The organism is Jezberella montanilacus, assembly GCF_003003055.1.
Lineage (GTDB): Bacteria > Pseudomonadota > Gammaproteobacteria > Burkholderiales > Burkholderiaceae_B > Zwartia > Zwartia montanilacus.
Genome location: NZ_PVTV01000012.1, coordinates 156,113 through 170,888 on the forward strand (window position 1 = coordinate 156,113; position 14,776 = coordinate 170,888).

The 14,776-nt window shown below is 51.3% G+C and carries 24 protein-coding genes; 23 read left to right on the plus strand and 1 reads right to left on the minus strand.

Annotated elements, in window-relative coordinates:
• The first annotated feature begins 8 nt into the window (after positions 1-8).
• From fusA to rpsQ, 13 genes are all read left to right on the plus strand, one after another.
• On the plus strand, positions 9-2,111 hold the full coding sequence (gene fusA, locus BCM14_RS06555; protein WP_106227209.1) for an elongation factor G: 2,103 nt from the start codon (positions 9-11) through the stop codon (positions 2,109-2,111).
• A gap of 18 nt (positions 2,112-2,129) precedes the next feature.
• Positions 2,130-3,320, plus strand: a complete 1,191-nt coding sequence (gene tuf, locus BCM14_RS06560; RefSeq protein ID WP_106227197.1) for an elongation factor Tu — start codon at positions 2,130-2,132, stop codon at positions 3,318-3,320.
• A gap of 94 nt (positions 3,321-3,414) precedes the next feature.
• Entirely contained in the window at positions 3,415-3,726 is a 312-nt protein-coding gene (rpsJ, locus tag BCM14_RS06565) for a 30S ribosomal protein S10 (RefSeq protein WP_003806903.1), read from the plus strand.
• Between the two features lie 256 nt (positions 3,727-3,982).
• Positions 3,983-4,672 carry a 50S ribosomal protein L3 gene (gene rplC, locus BCM14_RS06570; protein WP_106227210.1) on the plus strand — a complete coding sequence of 230 codons (690 nt, stop codon included), beginning with the start codon at positions 3,983-3,985 and terminating at the stop codon, positions 4,670-4,672.
• Between the two features lie 3 nt (positions 4,673-4,675).
• Entirely contained in the window at positions 4,676-5,299 is a 624-nt protein-coding gene (gene rplD / locus BCM14_RS06575) for a 50S ribosomal protein L4 (RefSeq protein ID WP_106227211.1), read from the plus strand.
• Positions 5,296-5,592 carry a 50S ribosomal protein L23 gene (gene rplW, locus BCM14_RS06580; RefSeq protein WP_106227212.1) on the plus strand — a complete coding sequence of 99 codons (297 nt, stop codon included), beginning with the start codon at positions 5,296-5,298 and terminating at the stop codon, positions 5,590-5,592. Before rplD ends, rplW begins: the two co-directional genes overlap by 4 nt.
• Positions 5,593-6,420, plus strand: coding sequence for a 50S ribosomal protein L2 (gene rplB / locus BCM14_RS06585; RefSeq protein ID WP_106227213.1), 828 nt, complete (start codon positions 5,593-5,595; stop codon positions 6,418-6,420).
• Positions 6,421-6,431: 11 nt separating this feature from the next.
• Positions 6,432-6,707 (plus strand): 30S ribosomal protein S19, encoded by a 276-nt coding sequence (rpsS, locus tag BCM14_RS06590; RefSeq protein WP_106227214.1) that lies wholly within the window; start codon positions 6,432-6,434, stop codon positions 6,705-6,707.
• A gap of 3 nt (positions 6,708-6,710) precedes the next feature.
• Positions 6,711-7,040 (plus strand): 50S ribosomal protein L22, encoded by a 330-nt coding sequence (gene rplV, locus BCM14_RS06595; RefSeq protein ID WP_106227215.1) that lies wholly within the window; start codon positions 6,711-6,713, stop codon positions 7,038-7,040.
• 9 nt (positions 7,041-7,049) lie between these two features.
• Positions 7,050-7,841: a 30S ribosomal protein S3 gene (gene rpsC, locus BCM14_RS06600; protein WP_106227216.1), complete on the plus strand. Its 792-nt coding sequence runs from the start codon at positions 7,050-7,052 to the stop codon at positions 7,839-7,841.
• Between the two features lie 2 nt (positions 7,842-7,843).
• The gene (gene rplP, locus BCM14_RS06605) at positions 7,844-8,260 is read left to right on the plus strand and encodes a 50S ribosomal protein L16 (protein ID WP_106227217.1); all 417 of its coding nucleotides are present in this window, start codon (positions 7,844-7,846) and stop codon (positions 8,258-8,260) included.
• A gap of 19 nt (positions 8,261-8,279) precedes the next feature.
• A complete protein-coding gene (gene rpmC, locus BCM14_RS06610; RefSeq protein WP_106227218.1) occupies positions 8,280-8,471 on the plus strand; it encodes a 50S ribosomal protein L29 in 192 nt (63 codons plus the stop codon).
• A 1-nt stretch (position 8,472) separates the two neighbouring features.
• Positions 8,473-8,754, plus strand: coding sequence for a 30S ribosomal protein S17 (gene rpsQ / locus BCM14_RS06615; protein ID WP_106227219.1), 282 nt, complete (start codon positions 8,473-8,475; stop codon positions 8,752-8,754).
• A 92-nt stretch (positions 8,755-8,846) separates the two neighbouring features.
• Here rpsQ and BCM14_RS06620 read toward each other — a convergent pair whose 3' ends face one another.
• Positions 8,847-10,274, minus strand: a complete 1,428-nt coding sequence (locus tag BCM14_RS06620; protein WP_106227220.1) for an NAD-dependent succinate-semialdehyde dehydrogenase — start codon at positions 10,272-10,274, stop codon at positions 8,847-8,849.
• 419 nt (positions 10,275-10,693) lie between these two features.
• Between BCM14_RS06620 and rplN the strand changes: the two genes are divergently transcribed.
• The 10 genes from rplN to rplO are packed head-to-tail and all read left to right on the plus strand — an operon-like array spanning position 10,694 to position 14,775.
• Entirely contained in the window at positions 10,694-11,062 is a 369-nt protein-coding gene (rplN, locus tag BCM14_RS06625; protein ID WP_106227221.1) for a 50S ribosomal protein L14, read from the plus strand.
• Between the two features lie 9 nt (positions 11,063-11,071).
• On the plus strand, positions 11,072-11,392 hold the full coding sequence (gene rplX, locus BCM14_RS06630; RefSeq protein ID WP_106227222.1) for a 50S ribosomal protein L24: 321 nt from the start codon (positions 11,072-11,074) through the stop codon (positions 11,390-11,392).
• A gap of 12 nt (positions 11,393-11,404) precedes the next feature.
• Entirely contained in the window at positions 11,405-11,944 is a 540-nt protein-coding gene (rplE, locus tag BCM14_RS06635; protein WP_106227223.1) for a 50S ribosomal protein L5, read from the plus strand.
• 11 nt (positions 11,945-11,955) lie between these two features.
• Positions 11,956-12,261, plus strand: a complete 306-nt coding sequence (rpsN, locus tag BCM14_RS06640) for a 30S ribosomal protein S14 (protein ID WP_106227224.1) — start codon at positions 11,956-11,958, stop codon at positions 12,259-12,261.
• Between the two features lie 10 nt (positions 12,262-12,271).
• On the plus strand, positions 12,272-12,667 hold the full coding sequence (gene rpsH / locus BCM14_RS06645; RefSeq protein WP_106227225.1) for a 30S ribosomal protein S8: 396 nt from the start codon (positions 12,272-12,274) through the stop codon (positions 12,665-12,667).
• A 10-nt stretch (positions 12,668-12,677) separates the two neighbouring features.
• Positions 12,678-13,211, plus strand: coding sequence for a 50S ribosomal protein L6 (gene rplF / locus BCM14_RS06650; protein ID WP_106227226.1), 534 nt, complete (start codon positions 12,678-12,680; stop codon positions 13,209-13,211).
• A gap of 21 nt (positions 13,212-13,232) precedes the next feature.
• Complete coding sequence (gene rplR / locus BCM14_RS06655) at positions 13,233-13,598, plus strand: 50S ribosomal protein L18 (protein ID WP_106227227.1); 366 nt, start codon at positions 13,233-13,235, stop codon at positions 13,596-13,598.
• 15 nt (positions 13,599-13,613) lie between these two features.
• Positions 13,614-14,135: a 30S ribosomal protein S5 gene (rpsE, locus tag BCM14_RS06660; RefSeq protein WP_106227228.1), complete on the plus strand. Its 522-nt coding sequence runs from the start codon at positions 13,614-13,616 to the stop codon at positions 14,133-14,135.
• Between the two features lie 2 nt (positions 14,136-14,137).
• Positions 14,138-14,323 carry a 50S ribosomal protein L30 gene (rpmD, locus tag BCM14_RS06665; protein WP_106227229.1) on the plus strand — a complete coding sequence of 62 codons (186 nt, stop codon included), beginning with the start codon at positions 14,138-14,140 and terminating at the stop codon, positions 14,321-14,323.
• An 11-nt stretch (positions 14,324-14,334) separates the two neighbouring features.
• Entirely contained in the window at positions 14,335-14,775 is a 441-nt protein-coding gene (rplO, locus tag BCM14_RS06670) for a 50S ribosomal protein L15 (protein WP_106227230.1), read from the plus strand.
• The last annotated feature ends 1 nt before the right edge of the window (position 14,776 follow it).

Sequence of the window (14,776 nt, forward strand, 5' to 3'; positions counted from 1 at the left end):
ACTCAACCATGGCCCGTAAAACTCCGATCGAGCGCTACCGCAACATCGGTATCTCTGCCCACATTGACGCAGGGAAGACCACAACCACAGAGCGAATTTTGTTCTATACCGGTGTCAATCATAAGATTGGCGAAGTGCATGATGGCGCAGCCACCATGGACTGGATGGAGCAAGAGCAAGAGCGCGGCATTACCATCACGTCAGCGGCGACTACCGCTTTCTGGAGCGGTATGGGTGCTCAATATCCCGAGCATCGTATCAATGTGATTGACACCCCCGGCCACGTTGACTTTACGATTGAAGTAGAGCGTTCAATGCGCGTGCTTGACGGCGCATGCATGGTTTATTGTGCTGTAGGCGGTGTTCAGCCTCAGTCCGAAACTGTATGGCGTCAGGCAAACAAGTACAAAGTACCCCGTCTCTCATTTGTTAATAAGATGGATCGTACTGGTGCGAACTTCTTCAAGGTCTACGATCAGTTGAAGACTCGCCTGCGTGCTAATCCCATACCAGTGGTTATACCAATTGGTGCTGAAGAAAACTTTCAAGGCGTGGTTGATCTCGTTAAGATGAAAGCAATCATCTGGGATGAAGCTAGCCAAGGTATCAAGTTTTCATACGGTGAGATTCCCGCTGAACTCGTGGATTCAGCAAATGAATGGCATGAAAAGATGGTCGAAGCCGCGGCCGAGTCATCAGAAGAGCTGATGGATAAGTACCTCGAAACCGGCGCGCTAACCGAAGCGGAAATCCAGCTCGGTTTGCGGACACGCACGATCGCTGGCGAAATTCAGCCCATGTTGTGTGGCACTGCGTTTAAAAACAAAGGCGTTCAGCGTATGTTGGATGCTGTGATCGAATACTTGCCGTCGCCAGTGGATATCCCACCGGTCAAGGGCGAACTTGACGACGGTACAGCAACGAGCCGTAAAGCCGAAGATACAGAGAAATTCTCAGCTTTGGCATTTAAGCTGATGACTGACCCCTATGTTGGTCAGCTGACTTTCGTTCGTGTGTATTCAGGTGTGTTGAAGTCTGGCGATACGATTTACAACCCGATTAAAGGTAAAAAAGAGCGTATCGGTCGTATTTTGCAGATGCACGCTAACAATCGCGAAGAAATTAAAGAAGTGGTTGCTGGTGATATCGCCGCCGTTGTTGGTCTCAAAGACGTCACAACAGGTGAAACACTGTGCGATATTGATGCACACATCATGCTTGAGCGGATGATTTTCCCTGAGCCAGTGATTTCACAGGCAGTCGAACCAAAGACTAAGGCTGACCAAGAAAGAATGGGTCTGGCGTTGTCCCGTTTGGCGCAAGAAGATCCTTCCTTCCGCGTACGCACAGATGAAGAATCTGGTCAGACCATCATTTCTGGTATGGGCGAGTTGCACCTTGAGATCATTGTTGATCGCATGAAGCGTGAGTTCAGCGTAGAAGCTAACGTGGGTAAGCCACAGGTTGCCTATCGCGAAACCATTCGCAAAGTGTGTGAAGAAATCGAAGGTAAATTTGTCAAGCAATCAGGCGGTCGTGGTCAATATGGTCACGTTGTGCTGAAGCTTGAGCCCTTGCCTCCAGGCGGCGGCTACGAATTCGTCGATGCAATTAAAGGTGGTGTTGTTCCCCGCGAATACATCCCTGCGGTCAACAAAGGTATCGAAGAAACGCTTCCAGCAGGTATTTTGGCTGGCTATCCAGTCGTGGACGTTAAGGCTACGCTGTTCTTCGGTTCGTATCACGACGTTGACTCGAATGAAAACGCCTTCCGTATGGCAGCCTCAATGGCGTTCAAAGACGGCATGCGTAAAGCCAGCCCCGTCTTGCTTGAGCCAATGATGGCCGTCGAAGTCGAAACACCTGAAGATTATGCCGGTACCGTGATGGGCGATTTGTCCTCACGTCGTGGCATGTTGCAAGGTATGGATGACATCGTTGGTGGCGGCAAAATCATCAAAGCCGAAGTGCCTTTGGCTGAGATGTTTGGTTACTCGACAAACCTGCGTTCATTGACGCAAGGCCGTGCAACCTACACGATGGAATTCAAGCATTATTCCGAAGCTCCCAAAAACGTTGCCGATGAAATCATCGCGGCACGTGGTAAATAATTAGTTAGAGGAAAAATCATGGCAAAAGAAAAGTTCGAACGTACCAAGCCCCACGTAAACGTCGGCACAATCGGCCACGTTGACCACGGCAAGACCACACTGACCGCAGCGATCACAACGGTTCTGTCGAAGAAATTTGGCGGCGAAGCAAAAGGTTATGCGCAGATCGATGCAGCACCTGAAGAGCGTGCTCGCGGTATTACGATTAACACGGCTCACGTTGAGTACGAGACGGCTACCCGTCACTACGCCCACGTTGATTGCCCAGGCCACGCCGACTACATCAAGAACATGATCACCGGTGCCGCACAGATGGACGGCGCGATTCTGGTCGTGTCCGCTGCTGACGGCCCAATGCCCCAGACGCGCGAGCACATTCTGCTGTCACGCCAGGTGGGCGTGCCTTACATCATCGTGTTCCTGAACAAGGCTGACATGGTTGATGATGAAGAGTTGCTCGAACTCGTCGAGATGGAAGTGCGTGAGCTGCTTTCTAAATACGAATTCCCAGGCGATGACACACCAATCGTTAAGGGTTCAGCCAAGTTGGCACTTGAAGGCGACACTGGCCCACTGGGCGAACAAGCCATCATGGCATTGGCCGATGCGCTGGATTCATACATTCCGACGCCAGAGCGCGCGGTTGACGGTGCGTTCCTCATGCCCGTTGAAGACGTGTTCTCGATCTCGGGCCGTGGCACCGTGGTGACCGGTCGTATCGAGCGCGGTATCGTTAAAGTCGGCGAAGAGATTGAGATCGTCGGTATCCACGACACACTGAAGACGACTTGCACGGGCGTTGAGATGTTCCGCAAACTGCTTGACCAAGGTCAGGCGGGCGATAACGTCGGTATCCTGTTGCGCGGCACCAAGCGTGAAGAAGTCGAGCGTGGCCAAGTACTGGCCAAGCCTGGTTCGATCAAGCCACACACAGACTTCACCGCCGAGGTGTACATTCTGTCGAAAGACGAAGGCGGTCGTCATACCCCCTTCTTCCAAGGCTATCGCCCACAGTTCTACTTCCGTACGACTGATGTGACCGGCACGATTGAATTGCCAGCAGATAAAGAAATGGTTCTGCCAGGCGATAACGTCTCGATGGTTGTGAAGTTGATCAACCCGATCGCAATGGAAGAAGGTCTGCGTTTCGCTATCCGCGAAGGTGGCCGTACCGTTGGCGCCGGCGTCGTTGCGAAAATTCTGAAGTAACTCAGGGCTCGTTCTGGTCAGACAGGTTCTGGCCAGACTGTATGCTGAGCAGTGCCTGTAAAAAATTGTTCTTTATCGCTCTTTTGGAACCGTCATGAAAAATCAAAAAATCCGCATCCGTCTCAAAGCTTTTGATTACAAATTAATTGACCAGTCGGCTGCTGAAATCGTTGACACTGCAAAGCGTACCGGTGCGGTGGTTCGTGGTCCTGTCCCGCTGCCTACACGTATTCGTCGTTATGACGTATTGCGTTCGCCACACGTCAACAAGACATCTCGTGACCAGTTCGAAATCCGTACTCATCAGCGCTTGATGGATATCGTTGATCCTACTGACAAAACGGTTGACGCGCTAATGCGCCTCGACTTGCCTGCAGGTGTCGACGTTGAGATTGCATTGCAATAAAAATGTTGTTTAACAAGCAGTTGTGTTAGCAACTGCTTGTCACGTTCAAAAAATTAGTGCTAGAATACAAGGCTTATCTGTGAAAATGCAGCGAAAGCTGTAATAGCAGGTACGCTTTGACACCACAAAAGAACTGTTGGCCCTCGGTAATAGGTCACAAAAGTTCGTGCAGTATATGAGCGCCCAGCGAAAGCTGGGTTTTATCAGCCCCGACCAATCGAAGTCGGGAATTGGGGCCCAACCCCGGAGAAAAACCATGTCGAAATCGACAACCACGCCTGCCGCGCATCGGCTAGGGCTGGTGGGCCGTAAGGTCGGTATGACCCGTATTTTTACGGAAGATGGCGAGTCCATCCCCGTGACAGTGCTGGATGTATCGAACAATCGCGTCACACAAGTTAAGTCACTTGATTCTGATGGCTATGCCTCTGTTCAAGTCGCTTACGGCACACGACGCGCCTCACGTGTAGCCAAGCCACAAACAGGCCATTACGCTAAAGCTGGCGTAGAAGCTGGCAGCATCTTAAAAGAATTTCGTCTCGATCCAGCTCGCGCAGCTGAGTTCACGCTTGGTAGCGTGGTCGCAGTTGAGAGCGTCTTCGAGGCTGGCCAACAGGTCGACGTCACCGGTACCACGATTGGTAAAGGTTTCGCTGGCACGATCAAGCGTCACCACTTTGGATCGCAGCGCGCGTCGCACGGTAACAGCCGTTCACATCGCGTACCTGGTTCGATTGGTCAAGCTCAGGATCCTGGCCGTATTTTTCCTGGTAAGCGCATGTCTGGTCACCTGGGTGATGATACGCGCACCGTTCAAAACCTCGATGTTGTCCGTGTTGACGCTGAGCGTGGTCTTCTGATGGTCAAGGGCGCTGTGCCTGGCTACGCAGGCGGCGACATCATTGTGCGTCCGGCCATCAAGGCCCCAGCTAAAAAAGGAGCCTAAGTCATGGATATCAAGCTCCTAAATGATCAAGGCCAATCTTCATCTACCTTTGCTGCGCCAGACACGATATTTGGCCGCGATTTCAATGAAGCACTTGTCCACCAGATCGTCATTGCGTTTCAGACTAACGCTCGTTCAGGCAACCGCGCACAGAAAGATCGTGCCGAAGTGCATCACTCAACGAAGAAGCCCTTCCGTCAAAAAGGCACAGGGCGCGCCCGTGCTGGTATGACATCCTCGCCACTGTGGCGTGGCGGTGGTCGGATTTTCCCGAATTCACCAGAAGAGAACTTCAGCCAAAAAGTGAACAAGAAGATGTATCGCGCGGGTATCCGTTCGATCCTTTCACAGTTGGCTCGTGAAGACCGGATTTCTATTGTTGATTCTTTCACCTTAGAGTCCCCAAAGACCAAACTTGCAGCTGACAAGCTCAAGAGCATGGGTCTGGATGAATCGGTTTTGATTATTACTGATTCAGTGGACGAAAACGTGTACCTCGCGACGCGCAACCTGCCACACGTTGCTGTGGTCGAGCCGCGTTATGCCGATCCTTTGTCTCTGATTCATTACAAGAGATTGTTGATCACGAAAACGGCTGTCGCTCAACTCGAGGAGATGCTGGGATGAACAACGATCGTTTAATGCAAATCATTTTGGCACCCATCGTTACTGAAAAAGCAACAATGGTCGCTGAGCAAAATAACCAAGTCGCTTTCCGCGTTATCGCCGACGCAACCAAGCCTGAAGTTAAAGCTGCCGTTGAACTGCTGTTCAAGGTAGAAGTTGACTCAGTGCAAGTGTTGAATCGCAAAGGCAAAGTTAAACGCTTTGGTCGTTTTATGGGTCGTCGCCGTCATGAGCGCAAGGCATACGTCTCGCTGAAAGACGGCCAGGAAATCAACCTCGCGGAGGTGAACTAAATGGCTCTATTAAAAGTTAAGCCAACCTCGCCAGGTCGGCGTGGCATGCTCAAGGTTGTTACACCAACCTTGCATAAAGGCGCTCCTTTTGCCCCGTTGCTCGAAAAGCAGGTGCGTGGTTCTGGCCGTAATAACAACGGTCACATCACGGTGCGTCATCGTGGCGGTGGTCACAAACAACATTACCGAATTGTGGATTTCCGTCGCAATAAAGATGGTATCCCCGCAAAGGTTGAACGCCTTGAATACGACCCAAACCGTACTGCACACATTGCGTTGCTTTGTTATGCAGATGGTGAGCGTCGCTATATCATCGCACCTCGTGGTCTAGCAGTTGGTGCGACACTGATTTCCGGTATTGAAGCACCGATCCGCGCTGGTAACACATTGCCTATTCGTAATATCCCAGTGGGTACAACGATTCACTGTATCGAATTGATGCCCGGTAAAGGTGCCCAGATGGCACGTTCAGCCGGTGCTTCAGCGGTCTTGTTGGCTCGCGAAGGTACTTACGCTCAGGTGCGCCTGCGCTCGGGTGAGGTTCGCCGTGTTCATATCGAATGCCGTGCCACCATTGGTGAAGTCGGTAATGAAGAACACAGCCTGCGTCAGATCGGTAAAGCTGGTGCTGTACGTTGGCGTGGTATCCGTCCGACGGTTCGTGGCGTTGCCATGAACCCGGTCGATCACCCGCATGGTGGTGGTGAAGGTCGTACCGGTGAGGGTGGCGTACCAGTCAGCCCATGGGGTACCCCAGCTAAGGGTTACAAGACCCGAAGCAACAAGCGGACGAGCAATATGATCGTCCAGCGCCGCAAGCGTAAATAAGAGGGCGAATCATGTCACGTTCAGTCAAGAAAGGCCCATTCGTCGATGCACACTTGATCAAGAAGGTCGAGGCTGCAGTTGCAGAAAAGGGCAAAAAGCCGATCAAAACCTGGTCGCGTCGGTCCACGATTCTTCCCGAGTTCATCGGGTTGACAATCGCGGTGCATAATGGCCGTCAGCATGTTCCCGTTTATGTTAACGAGAACATGGTAGGCCACAAACTCGGTGAATTTGCGCTGACCCGTACGTTTAAAGGTCACGCAGCCGATAAAAAGGCCAAGAGGTAAGAAATGGAAACCACAGCCATTATCCGTGGGGTGCATATCTCTGCGCAAAAGACCCGAATCGTTGCAGATTTGATTCGTGGTAAGTCTGTTGCTCAGGCATTGAACATCCTTACCTTCACTAACAAGAAGGCTGCCGGCATTCTGAAGAAAGCTGTTGAATCAGCGATCGCAAATGCTGAGCACAATGACGGTGCAGATATCGACGAACTCAAAGTCACCACGATTTATGTGGACAAGGCTGAGTCGATGAAGCGCTTTTCCGCTAGGGCCAAAGGCCGCGGCAACCAGATTGAAAAACAGACCTGCCACATTACTGTGAAGGTCGGAGCCTAAGGAGTCACGATGGGTCAGAAAATTCACCCGATTGGGTTCCGTCTTGCGGTCACTCGTAATTGGAGCTCAAAATGGTTCGCCGACGATAAAGATTTTGGTGGCATGCTTGCTTCCGATATCCGTGTTCGCGAATACCTGAAAAGAAAGCTTAAGGCCGCTTCGGTTGGCCGTGTTGTTATCGAACGCCCCGCCAAGAATGCCCGGATCACTGTTTATTCAGCGCGTCCTGGTGTTGTGATCGGTAAGCGTGGAGAAGATATTGAAGGTCTGAAATCAGACTTGCAGCGTTTGATGGGTGTGCCAGTGCACGTCAACATCGAAGAAATACGCAAGCCTGAAACAGACGCGCAATTGATCGCCGATTCGATTTCGCAACAGCTTGAGAAGCGGATTATGTTCCGCCGTGCAATGAAGCGAGCCATGCAAAACGCAATGCGTATGGGCGCTCAAGGCATCAAGATTATGAGCGCTGGTCGTTTGAACGGCATTGAGATTGCCCGCACAGAGTGGTATCGCGAAGGCCGTGTACCGCTTCACACATTGCGCGCCAATATCGACTACGGTACTTCTGAAGCCCACACGACGTACGGTGTGATTGGCATCAAGGTATGGGTCTATAAAGGCGATATTTTGGCAAACGGCGAAGTGCCTGTTGAAACCGCCGCTCCTCGTGAAGAAGAGCGTCGCCCACGCCGGGCCCCACGTGGCGACAAGCCAGAAGGTGCTCGCGTTGCACGTCCTGCCGGTCGTACTCGTGCGCCCCGCAAGACTGACGCCGCACCCGCGCCTGAAGGAGAATAAGCATGCTGCAACCAGCACGCAGGAAATATCGTAAAGAGCAGAAGGGCCGTAATACCGGCCTGGCAACACGCGGTGCGAACGTTTCGTTTGGTGAGTTTGGCTTAAAAGCAACCGGTCGTGGTCGCTTAACAGCCCGTCAGATCGAGGCAGCCCGTCGTGCCATCAACCGTCACATTAAACGTGGTGGACGTATCTGGATCCGTATCTTCCCTGACAAGCCAATTTCACAGAAGCCAGCGGAAGTACGTATGGGTAACGGTAAAGGTAACCCGGAGTATTGGGTTGCAGAAATTCAACCCGGCAAAGTGTTGTACGAGATGGAAGGAGTCAGTGAAGAACTGGCGCGTGAGGCTTTCCGCCTTGCCGCGGCTAAGTTGCCAATCGCTACGACCTTCGTATCGCGTCACATCGGTGCCTAAAGGGTATAAAGGAATCGATATGAAAGCCAGCGAATTACGTACAAAAACAGCCGCCGAGCTCGGTCAAGAGCTCGAAAGCCTGCTGAAGGCCCAGTTTGGTCTGCGTATGCAGAAAGCCACTCAGCAGTTGACTAACAATAGCCAGATCCGCAATGTGCGTCGCGATATTGCTCGTGTTCGTACACTGTTGACTGAAAAGGCGGGAAATTAATATGACCCAAGCCCAAGCAACAACAATCGCCAAGCGTCAGCGTACCTTGGTTGGTAAAGTCGTCAGCAACAAAATGGATAAAACCATTGTTGTACTTGTTGAGCGTCGCGTGAAACACCCAGTACTGGGTAAGATCGTTATGCGCTCAGCTAAATACAAGGCTCACGACGAAACCAATCAGTACAACGAAGGCGACACAGTAGAGATCGCGGAAGGTCGTCCTATATCTCGTTCGAAATCATGGACAGCTACACGATTGGTTGAAGCCGCCCGCGTGATCTAATTACGACGCAGGTGCGAAAAAAGCGACAGCAATTTGCTGTCGCTTTTTTTATTGATGCCCGTTATCGGGGCACCGCATAACAAAGTTATACCTTAGACGTGTGTTACGAATTTGGTCACTAAGTAAGCATCAAACGTTTCTGCCCCGCCCTCGCTGCCGATACCGCTATCCTTGACGCCGCCGAAGGGTGTCTCTGGCAGAGCGCTGCCAAAGTGATTGATATTGACCATACCAGACTCTAATGCATTAGAAACTTTCGTTGCAGTTTGCAGTGAGTTGGTGAACACATAAGAGGACAAACCAAACGGTAAGCTGTTCGCACGAACCAAGACTTCGTCGATGTCGTTAAATGGCACGACAGGTGCGATCGGACCGAATGGTTCTTCAGTCATCAACATCGCGTCATCCTTCAAGCCAGTAATCACTGTAGGCGGGAAGAAAAAGCCTTTACCATCAATGGGCTCTCCACCAATCACGACCTCACCGCCACGCTTGCGCGCATCGTCAACGAAACGGCTCAGCGCGGGAATCCGGCGCTCGTGAGCCAGAGGACCCATTTGAACACCGGCATCCAGACCGTTGCCTATTTTGATATTTTTCAAAACATCCGTAAATTTGGCAAGAAACTTATCGTAGACCGACTTTTGAATGTAGAAGCGAGTGGGTGACACGCAAACCTGACCGGCGTTCCGGATCTTAAAATTGGCTAACATCGTAGCCGCGCGATCGATATCCGCATCCTCAAACACCAAGACTGGCGAATGACCACCGAGCTCCATGGTTACGCGTTTCATGTGAGCGCCAGCTAATCCTGCAAGTAACTTGCCGACCGGCACGGAGCCCGTGAACGAAACCTTGCGGGAAATAGGCGACTTGATCAAGTAGTCAGAAACCTTAGCTGGTTCACCCCAAACAATATTCAAAACACCTGGTGGCAAGCCCGCATCCTGAAACATCTGGGCAATCGCCATGACCGCGCTTGGCGCGTCCTCAGGGCCTTTCAGAACCAGGGTGCAACCAGCACCAATCGCAGCAGCGATCTTGCGGATGGCCTGGTTATAGGGAAAATTCCAAGGAGTAAAAGCAACGCACACCCCGATTGGCTCTTTAAGTACGAGCTGCCGAACATTGGACGCGCGCGGCAAAACAACACGACCGTAAATCCGGCGGCACTCTTCGGCGTGCCAGTCGCAATGATCGGCGCAACCAACCACCTCACCCACCGCCTCAGCCAATGGCTTACCTTGATCGAGCGTCATATTGCGACCAATTTCTTGCGCACGATCTCGTGTCAGCTGAGCAACGCGCCGCAAAATCGCCGAGCGATCCATAGGGGATGAATGCTTCCAGGTTTCAAAGGCCTTTTGCGCTGATTTCAACGCGTGCTCAAGATCCGCTTCGCTTGCATGTGGCAGCTGACCAAGCAATTCCTGAGTTGCCGGGTTGATGACGTCTTGCATTTTTCTACCGTCGCCGGAGATAAACTCTCCGTTGATATACAGCGAAAGATTCTGATACATGAGTATTCCTGTGAACGGGCGTGGAGTGAAAGGGGACTTAGTGTACAAGGAAAAATAAACTGCACCCACCAGAGAAAAACCTTTGGCAACCAACAAAAATCAATAATTTCGCAACATGATGACCAAGAACAACAATAAAGCGCCGAAACACAGTTGCAAAAATTATAATCAGGATATATACTGGTGGACTTTCCTGAATCGTAAAGAGAAACAGGGTGGCATAGTTAAGTAAAAACGTCGCAAATTAAACAAAGCGGCCAATTGCAAAGCTCGGCAAACCATCTTCAGCGGATCAGAAAAGTAAATTAACAGATTTCAACCCAGGGTGCTTTGTGGCGCCTGACGGGACCAAAACTGGTGAACTGGGAGCGTTTGATAATCAAGCGCTTGTATTTTACTAAGTTGGAACAGGAAAAATCATGATTCAAATGCAGACCACGCTAGACGTGGCCGATAACACCGGTGCACGCTCAGTGATGTGTATTAAGGTGCTCGGCGGTTCTAAGCGCCGTTATGCCTCCATAGGCGACGTTATTAAAGTAACCGTGAAAGATGCTGCCCCACGCGGCCGTGTCAAAAAAGGTGAAATCTATAACGCTGTTGTTGTGCGTACGGCCAAAGGTGTTCGTCGCAAAGACGGCTCGCTGATTAAGTTCGGCGGTAACGCGGCAGTTTTGCTCAATGCCAAACTCGAGCCAATCGGCACTCGTATCTTCGGACCAGTCACTCGTGAATTGCGCGGTGAAAAGTTCATGAAGATCGTGTCCCTGGCGCCAGAAGTGCTGTAAGGAGTCATCATGGAAAAAATTCGTAAAGGTGACGAGGTTGTAGTCTTGACTGGGCGTGACAAAAAACGTCGCGGTACCGTGTTGTCGCGCGTTGACGCGGATCACGTGTTAGTCGAAGGCATCAACGTTGTTAAAAAGCATGTGCGTCCAAACCCTATGCAGGGTGTTGCTGGTGGCATTATTGACAAAACCATGCCCATCCATATCTCGAACATCGCTTTATTTAACCCCGCGACTGGCAAAGCCGACCGTGTTGGCGTGAAAGAAGTCGACGGTCGTAGAGTTCGTATTTATCGCTCCAGCGGCGATGTCGTTGGCGCGAAAGCGTAAGGGGCCATAAACATGTCTCGTTTTCAAGAACTGTATCAAAACAAGATTGCTGGCCAACTACGCGAGCAATTTGGTTACAAGAGCTCAATGGAAGTGCCGCGTATCATGAAGATCACTCTAAACATGGGTGTCTCTGAAGCCGTCGCTGACAAAAAAGTAATTGACCACGCCGTTAATGACCTGACAAAGATAGCTGGCCAGAAGCCGGTTATTACCAAGACCAAGAAAGCGATCGCCGGTTTCAAAATCCGCGAAAACTATCCTATCGGTTGTATGGTGACTTTGCGCGGTCAGCGCATGTATGAATTCCTCGATCGCCTCGTTTCGGTTGCATTACCCCGAGTTCGTGACTTTCGCGGTATTTCTGGTCGTGCGTTTGATGGCCGTGGCAATTACAACATCGGTGTCAAGGAACAAATTATTTTCCCTGAAATCGAATACGACAAAATTGACGCGCTGCGTGGGATGAATATCAGCATCACCACCTCCGCCAAGACAGACGAAGAAGCAAAGGCGCTGCTGACAGCGTTTAGCTTCCCGTTCCGCAACTAAGGGGCGCAAACGTGGCAAAACTTTCCATGATCAATCGCGACATCAAGCGCACCAAAACGGTAGAGAAATTTGCCGCTAAGCGCGCTGCCCTCAAGGCAATTGTCGACGATCAATCCAAGTCCGACGAAGAGCGTTACGAAGCGCGTCTGAAACTGCAGGCGTTACCCCGCAACGCAAGTCCATCACGCCAGCGTAACCGCTGTGCAATCACAGGTCGTTCACGCGGTGTATTCCGCAAGTTCGGTCTTGGCCGTATGAAACTACGCGAATTGGCTATGAAGGGTGAAATTCCCGGCATGACCAAGGCTAGCTGGTAGGAGAAAAAATATGAGCATGAGCGATCCAATCGCCGATATGCTGACTCGCATTCGCAATGCGCAGCAGGTAGATAAACCCTCAGTGACCATGCCCTCCTCAAAGCTGAAGGCGGCTATTGCTGCTGTGCTGGTAGACGAAGGCTACATCGATGGTTTTCAGGTAAAGGGTACTGAGCAGAAGCCAGAGCTCGAGATTACGCTGAAGTACTACGCTGGTCGCCCAGTGATTGAGCGTATTGAGCGTGTCTCCCGCCCAGGGCTGCGAATCTATAAAGGTCGCAGCAGCATTCCTCAGGTTATGAACGGCTTGGGCGTAGCAATTGTGTCCACCTCGCGTGGTGTCATGACCGATCGCAAAGCACGCGCCAATGGCGTGGGCGGCGAAGTGTTGTGCTACGTGGCCTAAGGAGAACCAAATGTCACGTATTGCTAAATATCCAGTCGAATTGCCAAAGGGCGTAGAAGCCAGCATTCAGGCAGACAACATCACTGTTAAAGGCCCGTTGGGTTCTTTGACGCAGTCCTTGACGGGTGATGTCATTGTTAACGAAGACGGCGGTAAGTTGTCATTCATCGTTGCCAATGACTCTCGTCAGGCAAAAGCTATGTCAGGCACATTGCGCGCATTGGTAGCCAATATGGTTACCGGTGTGAGTAAAGGGTTTGAGCGTAAGTTAACACTAGTGGGTGTGGGTTATCGCGCAGCCATTCAAGGTGACGCGATTAAGCTTCAGCTTGGCTTTTCTCATGATGTGATCCACCCAATGCCTGCCGGTATCAAGGCAGAGTGTCCGACTCAGACAGAAATTATTCTGAAAGGCTCGAACAAGCAAGTCGTTGGTCAAGTGGCGGCAGAGATTCGTGCATATCGTCCACCAGAGCCATATAAAGGCAAGGGTGTTCGCTATTTTGACGAGCGTGTCATCATCAAAGAAACCAAAAAGAAATAATTGCGCAAACAAGGAAACATCATGGACAAGAAAATTTCCCGTTTGCGTCGTGCAATTCCGACACGCAAGAAAATCGCCGAGTTGCGAGTCAATCGCCTTCAGGTTTTCCGTTCGAATTTGCATATTTACGCAAACATCATTTCGCCAGAAGGCGATCGCGTGCTCGTTTCGGCCTCAACGGTCGAAGCAGAAGTGCGTCAACAGCTGGCTGGTCAGTCGGGTCGCGGTGGCAATGCCAACGCTGCTTCATTGGTGGGCAAGCGTGTGGCCGAGAAAGCAAAAGCAGCTGGCATTGAGCTTGTCGCTTTTGATCGCTCGGGTTTCCGTTACCACGGGCGTATTAAAGCCCTGGCCGATGCCGCGCGTGAAGCCGGTCTGAAGTTTTAAGCGAGGAATCTTCAAATGGCTACTAAAGCACAAGGTAAAAACGCTCCCGAAGAAAGGGATGACGGCCTTCGCGAGAAAATGATTGCGGTCAACCGCGTCACTAAAGTTGTAAAAGGCGGTCGCACAATGAGCTTTGCCGCACTGACAGTCGTCGGTGATGGCGATGGTCGGGTAGGCATGGGTAAAGGCAAAGCACGTGAAGTGCCAGTCGCTGTTCAAAAAGCGATGGAGCAAGCACGTCGTGAGCTGTTTAAAGTGACGCTCAAAAATGGCACGGTTCATCACACTGTGGTGGGTAAGCATGGCGCAGCGACTGTTTTGATTTCTCCAGCTGCTGAAGGTACTGGCGTAATCGCCGGCGGCCCAATGCGCGCAATTTTTGAAGTCATGGGTGTTCGCAACGTTGTGGCGAAAAGCCTTGGCTCGAGCAATCCCTACAACATGGTACGCGCAACTTTAAACGGTTTGCGCGCTTCACACACCCCATCAGAAGTTGCTGCTAAACGTGGCAAAACTGTTGAAGAGATCTTGGGTTGATCATGACTCAGAAACAAATCAAAGTCACCTTGGTCAAATCGACCATCGGTACCAAGCAAGACCACAGAGCTACGGTTCGTGGCCTGGGTTTGCACAAAGTAAACAGCAGCAAAGTGCTGGTGGATACACCTGAAGTTCGCGGAATGATCAACAAAGTTGATTATCTCGTGAAGGTTTCAGAGGCCTGAAAGGAATAATCATGTCGATTACGCAACTCAATACTATCAAACCAGCTGAAGGCTCAACACACGCAAAGCGTCGCGTGGGTCGTGGCATCGGGTCTGGTTTGGGCAAGACTGCTGGTCGCGGTCACAAGGGACAAAAGTCCCGTTCAGGCGGCTTCCACAAAGTGGGTTTCGAAGGCGGTCAAATGCCTTTGCAACGTCGTCTGCCTAAGCGTGGTTTCGTCACGCTGGACGATCACTTGTACGCGCAGGTTCGCTTGTCTGATTTGCAAGCATTGCCTGTCGACGAGATCGATGTGCAGGTGCTCAAGCAGGCTAACGTTATTGGTACCCAAGTCAAGTTTGTAAAAGTGTTTAAGTCGGGTGAGCTCACACGCAGAGTTACCCTAAAGGGTATCAATGCAACGGCCGGTGCGCGCGCTTCAATTGAAGCTGCTGGCGGCTCGATCGCTTAAG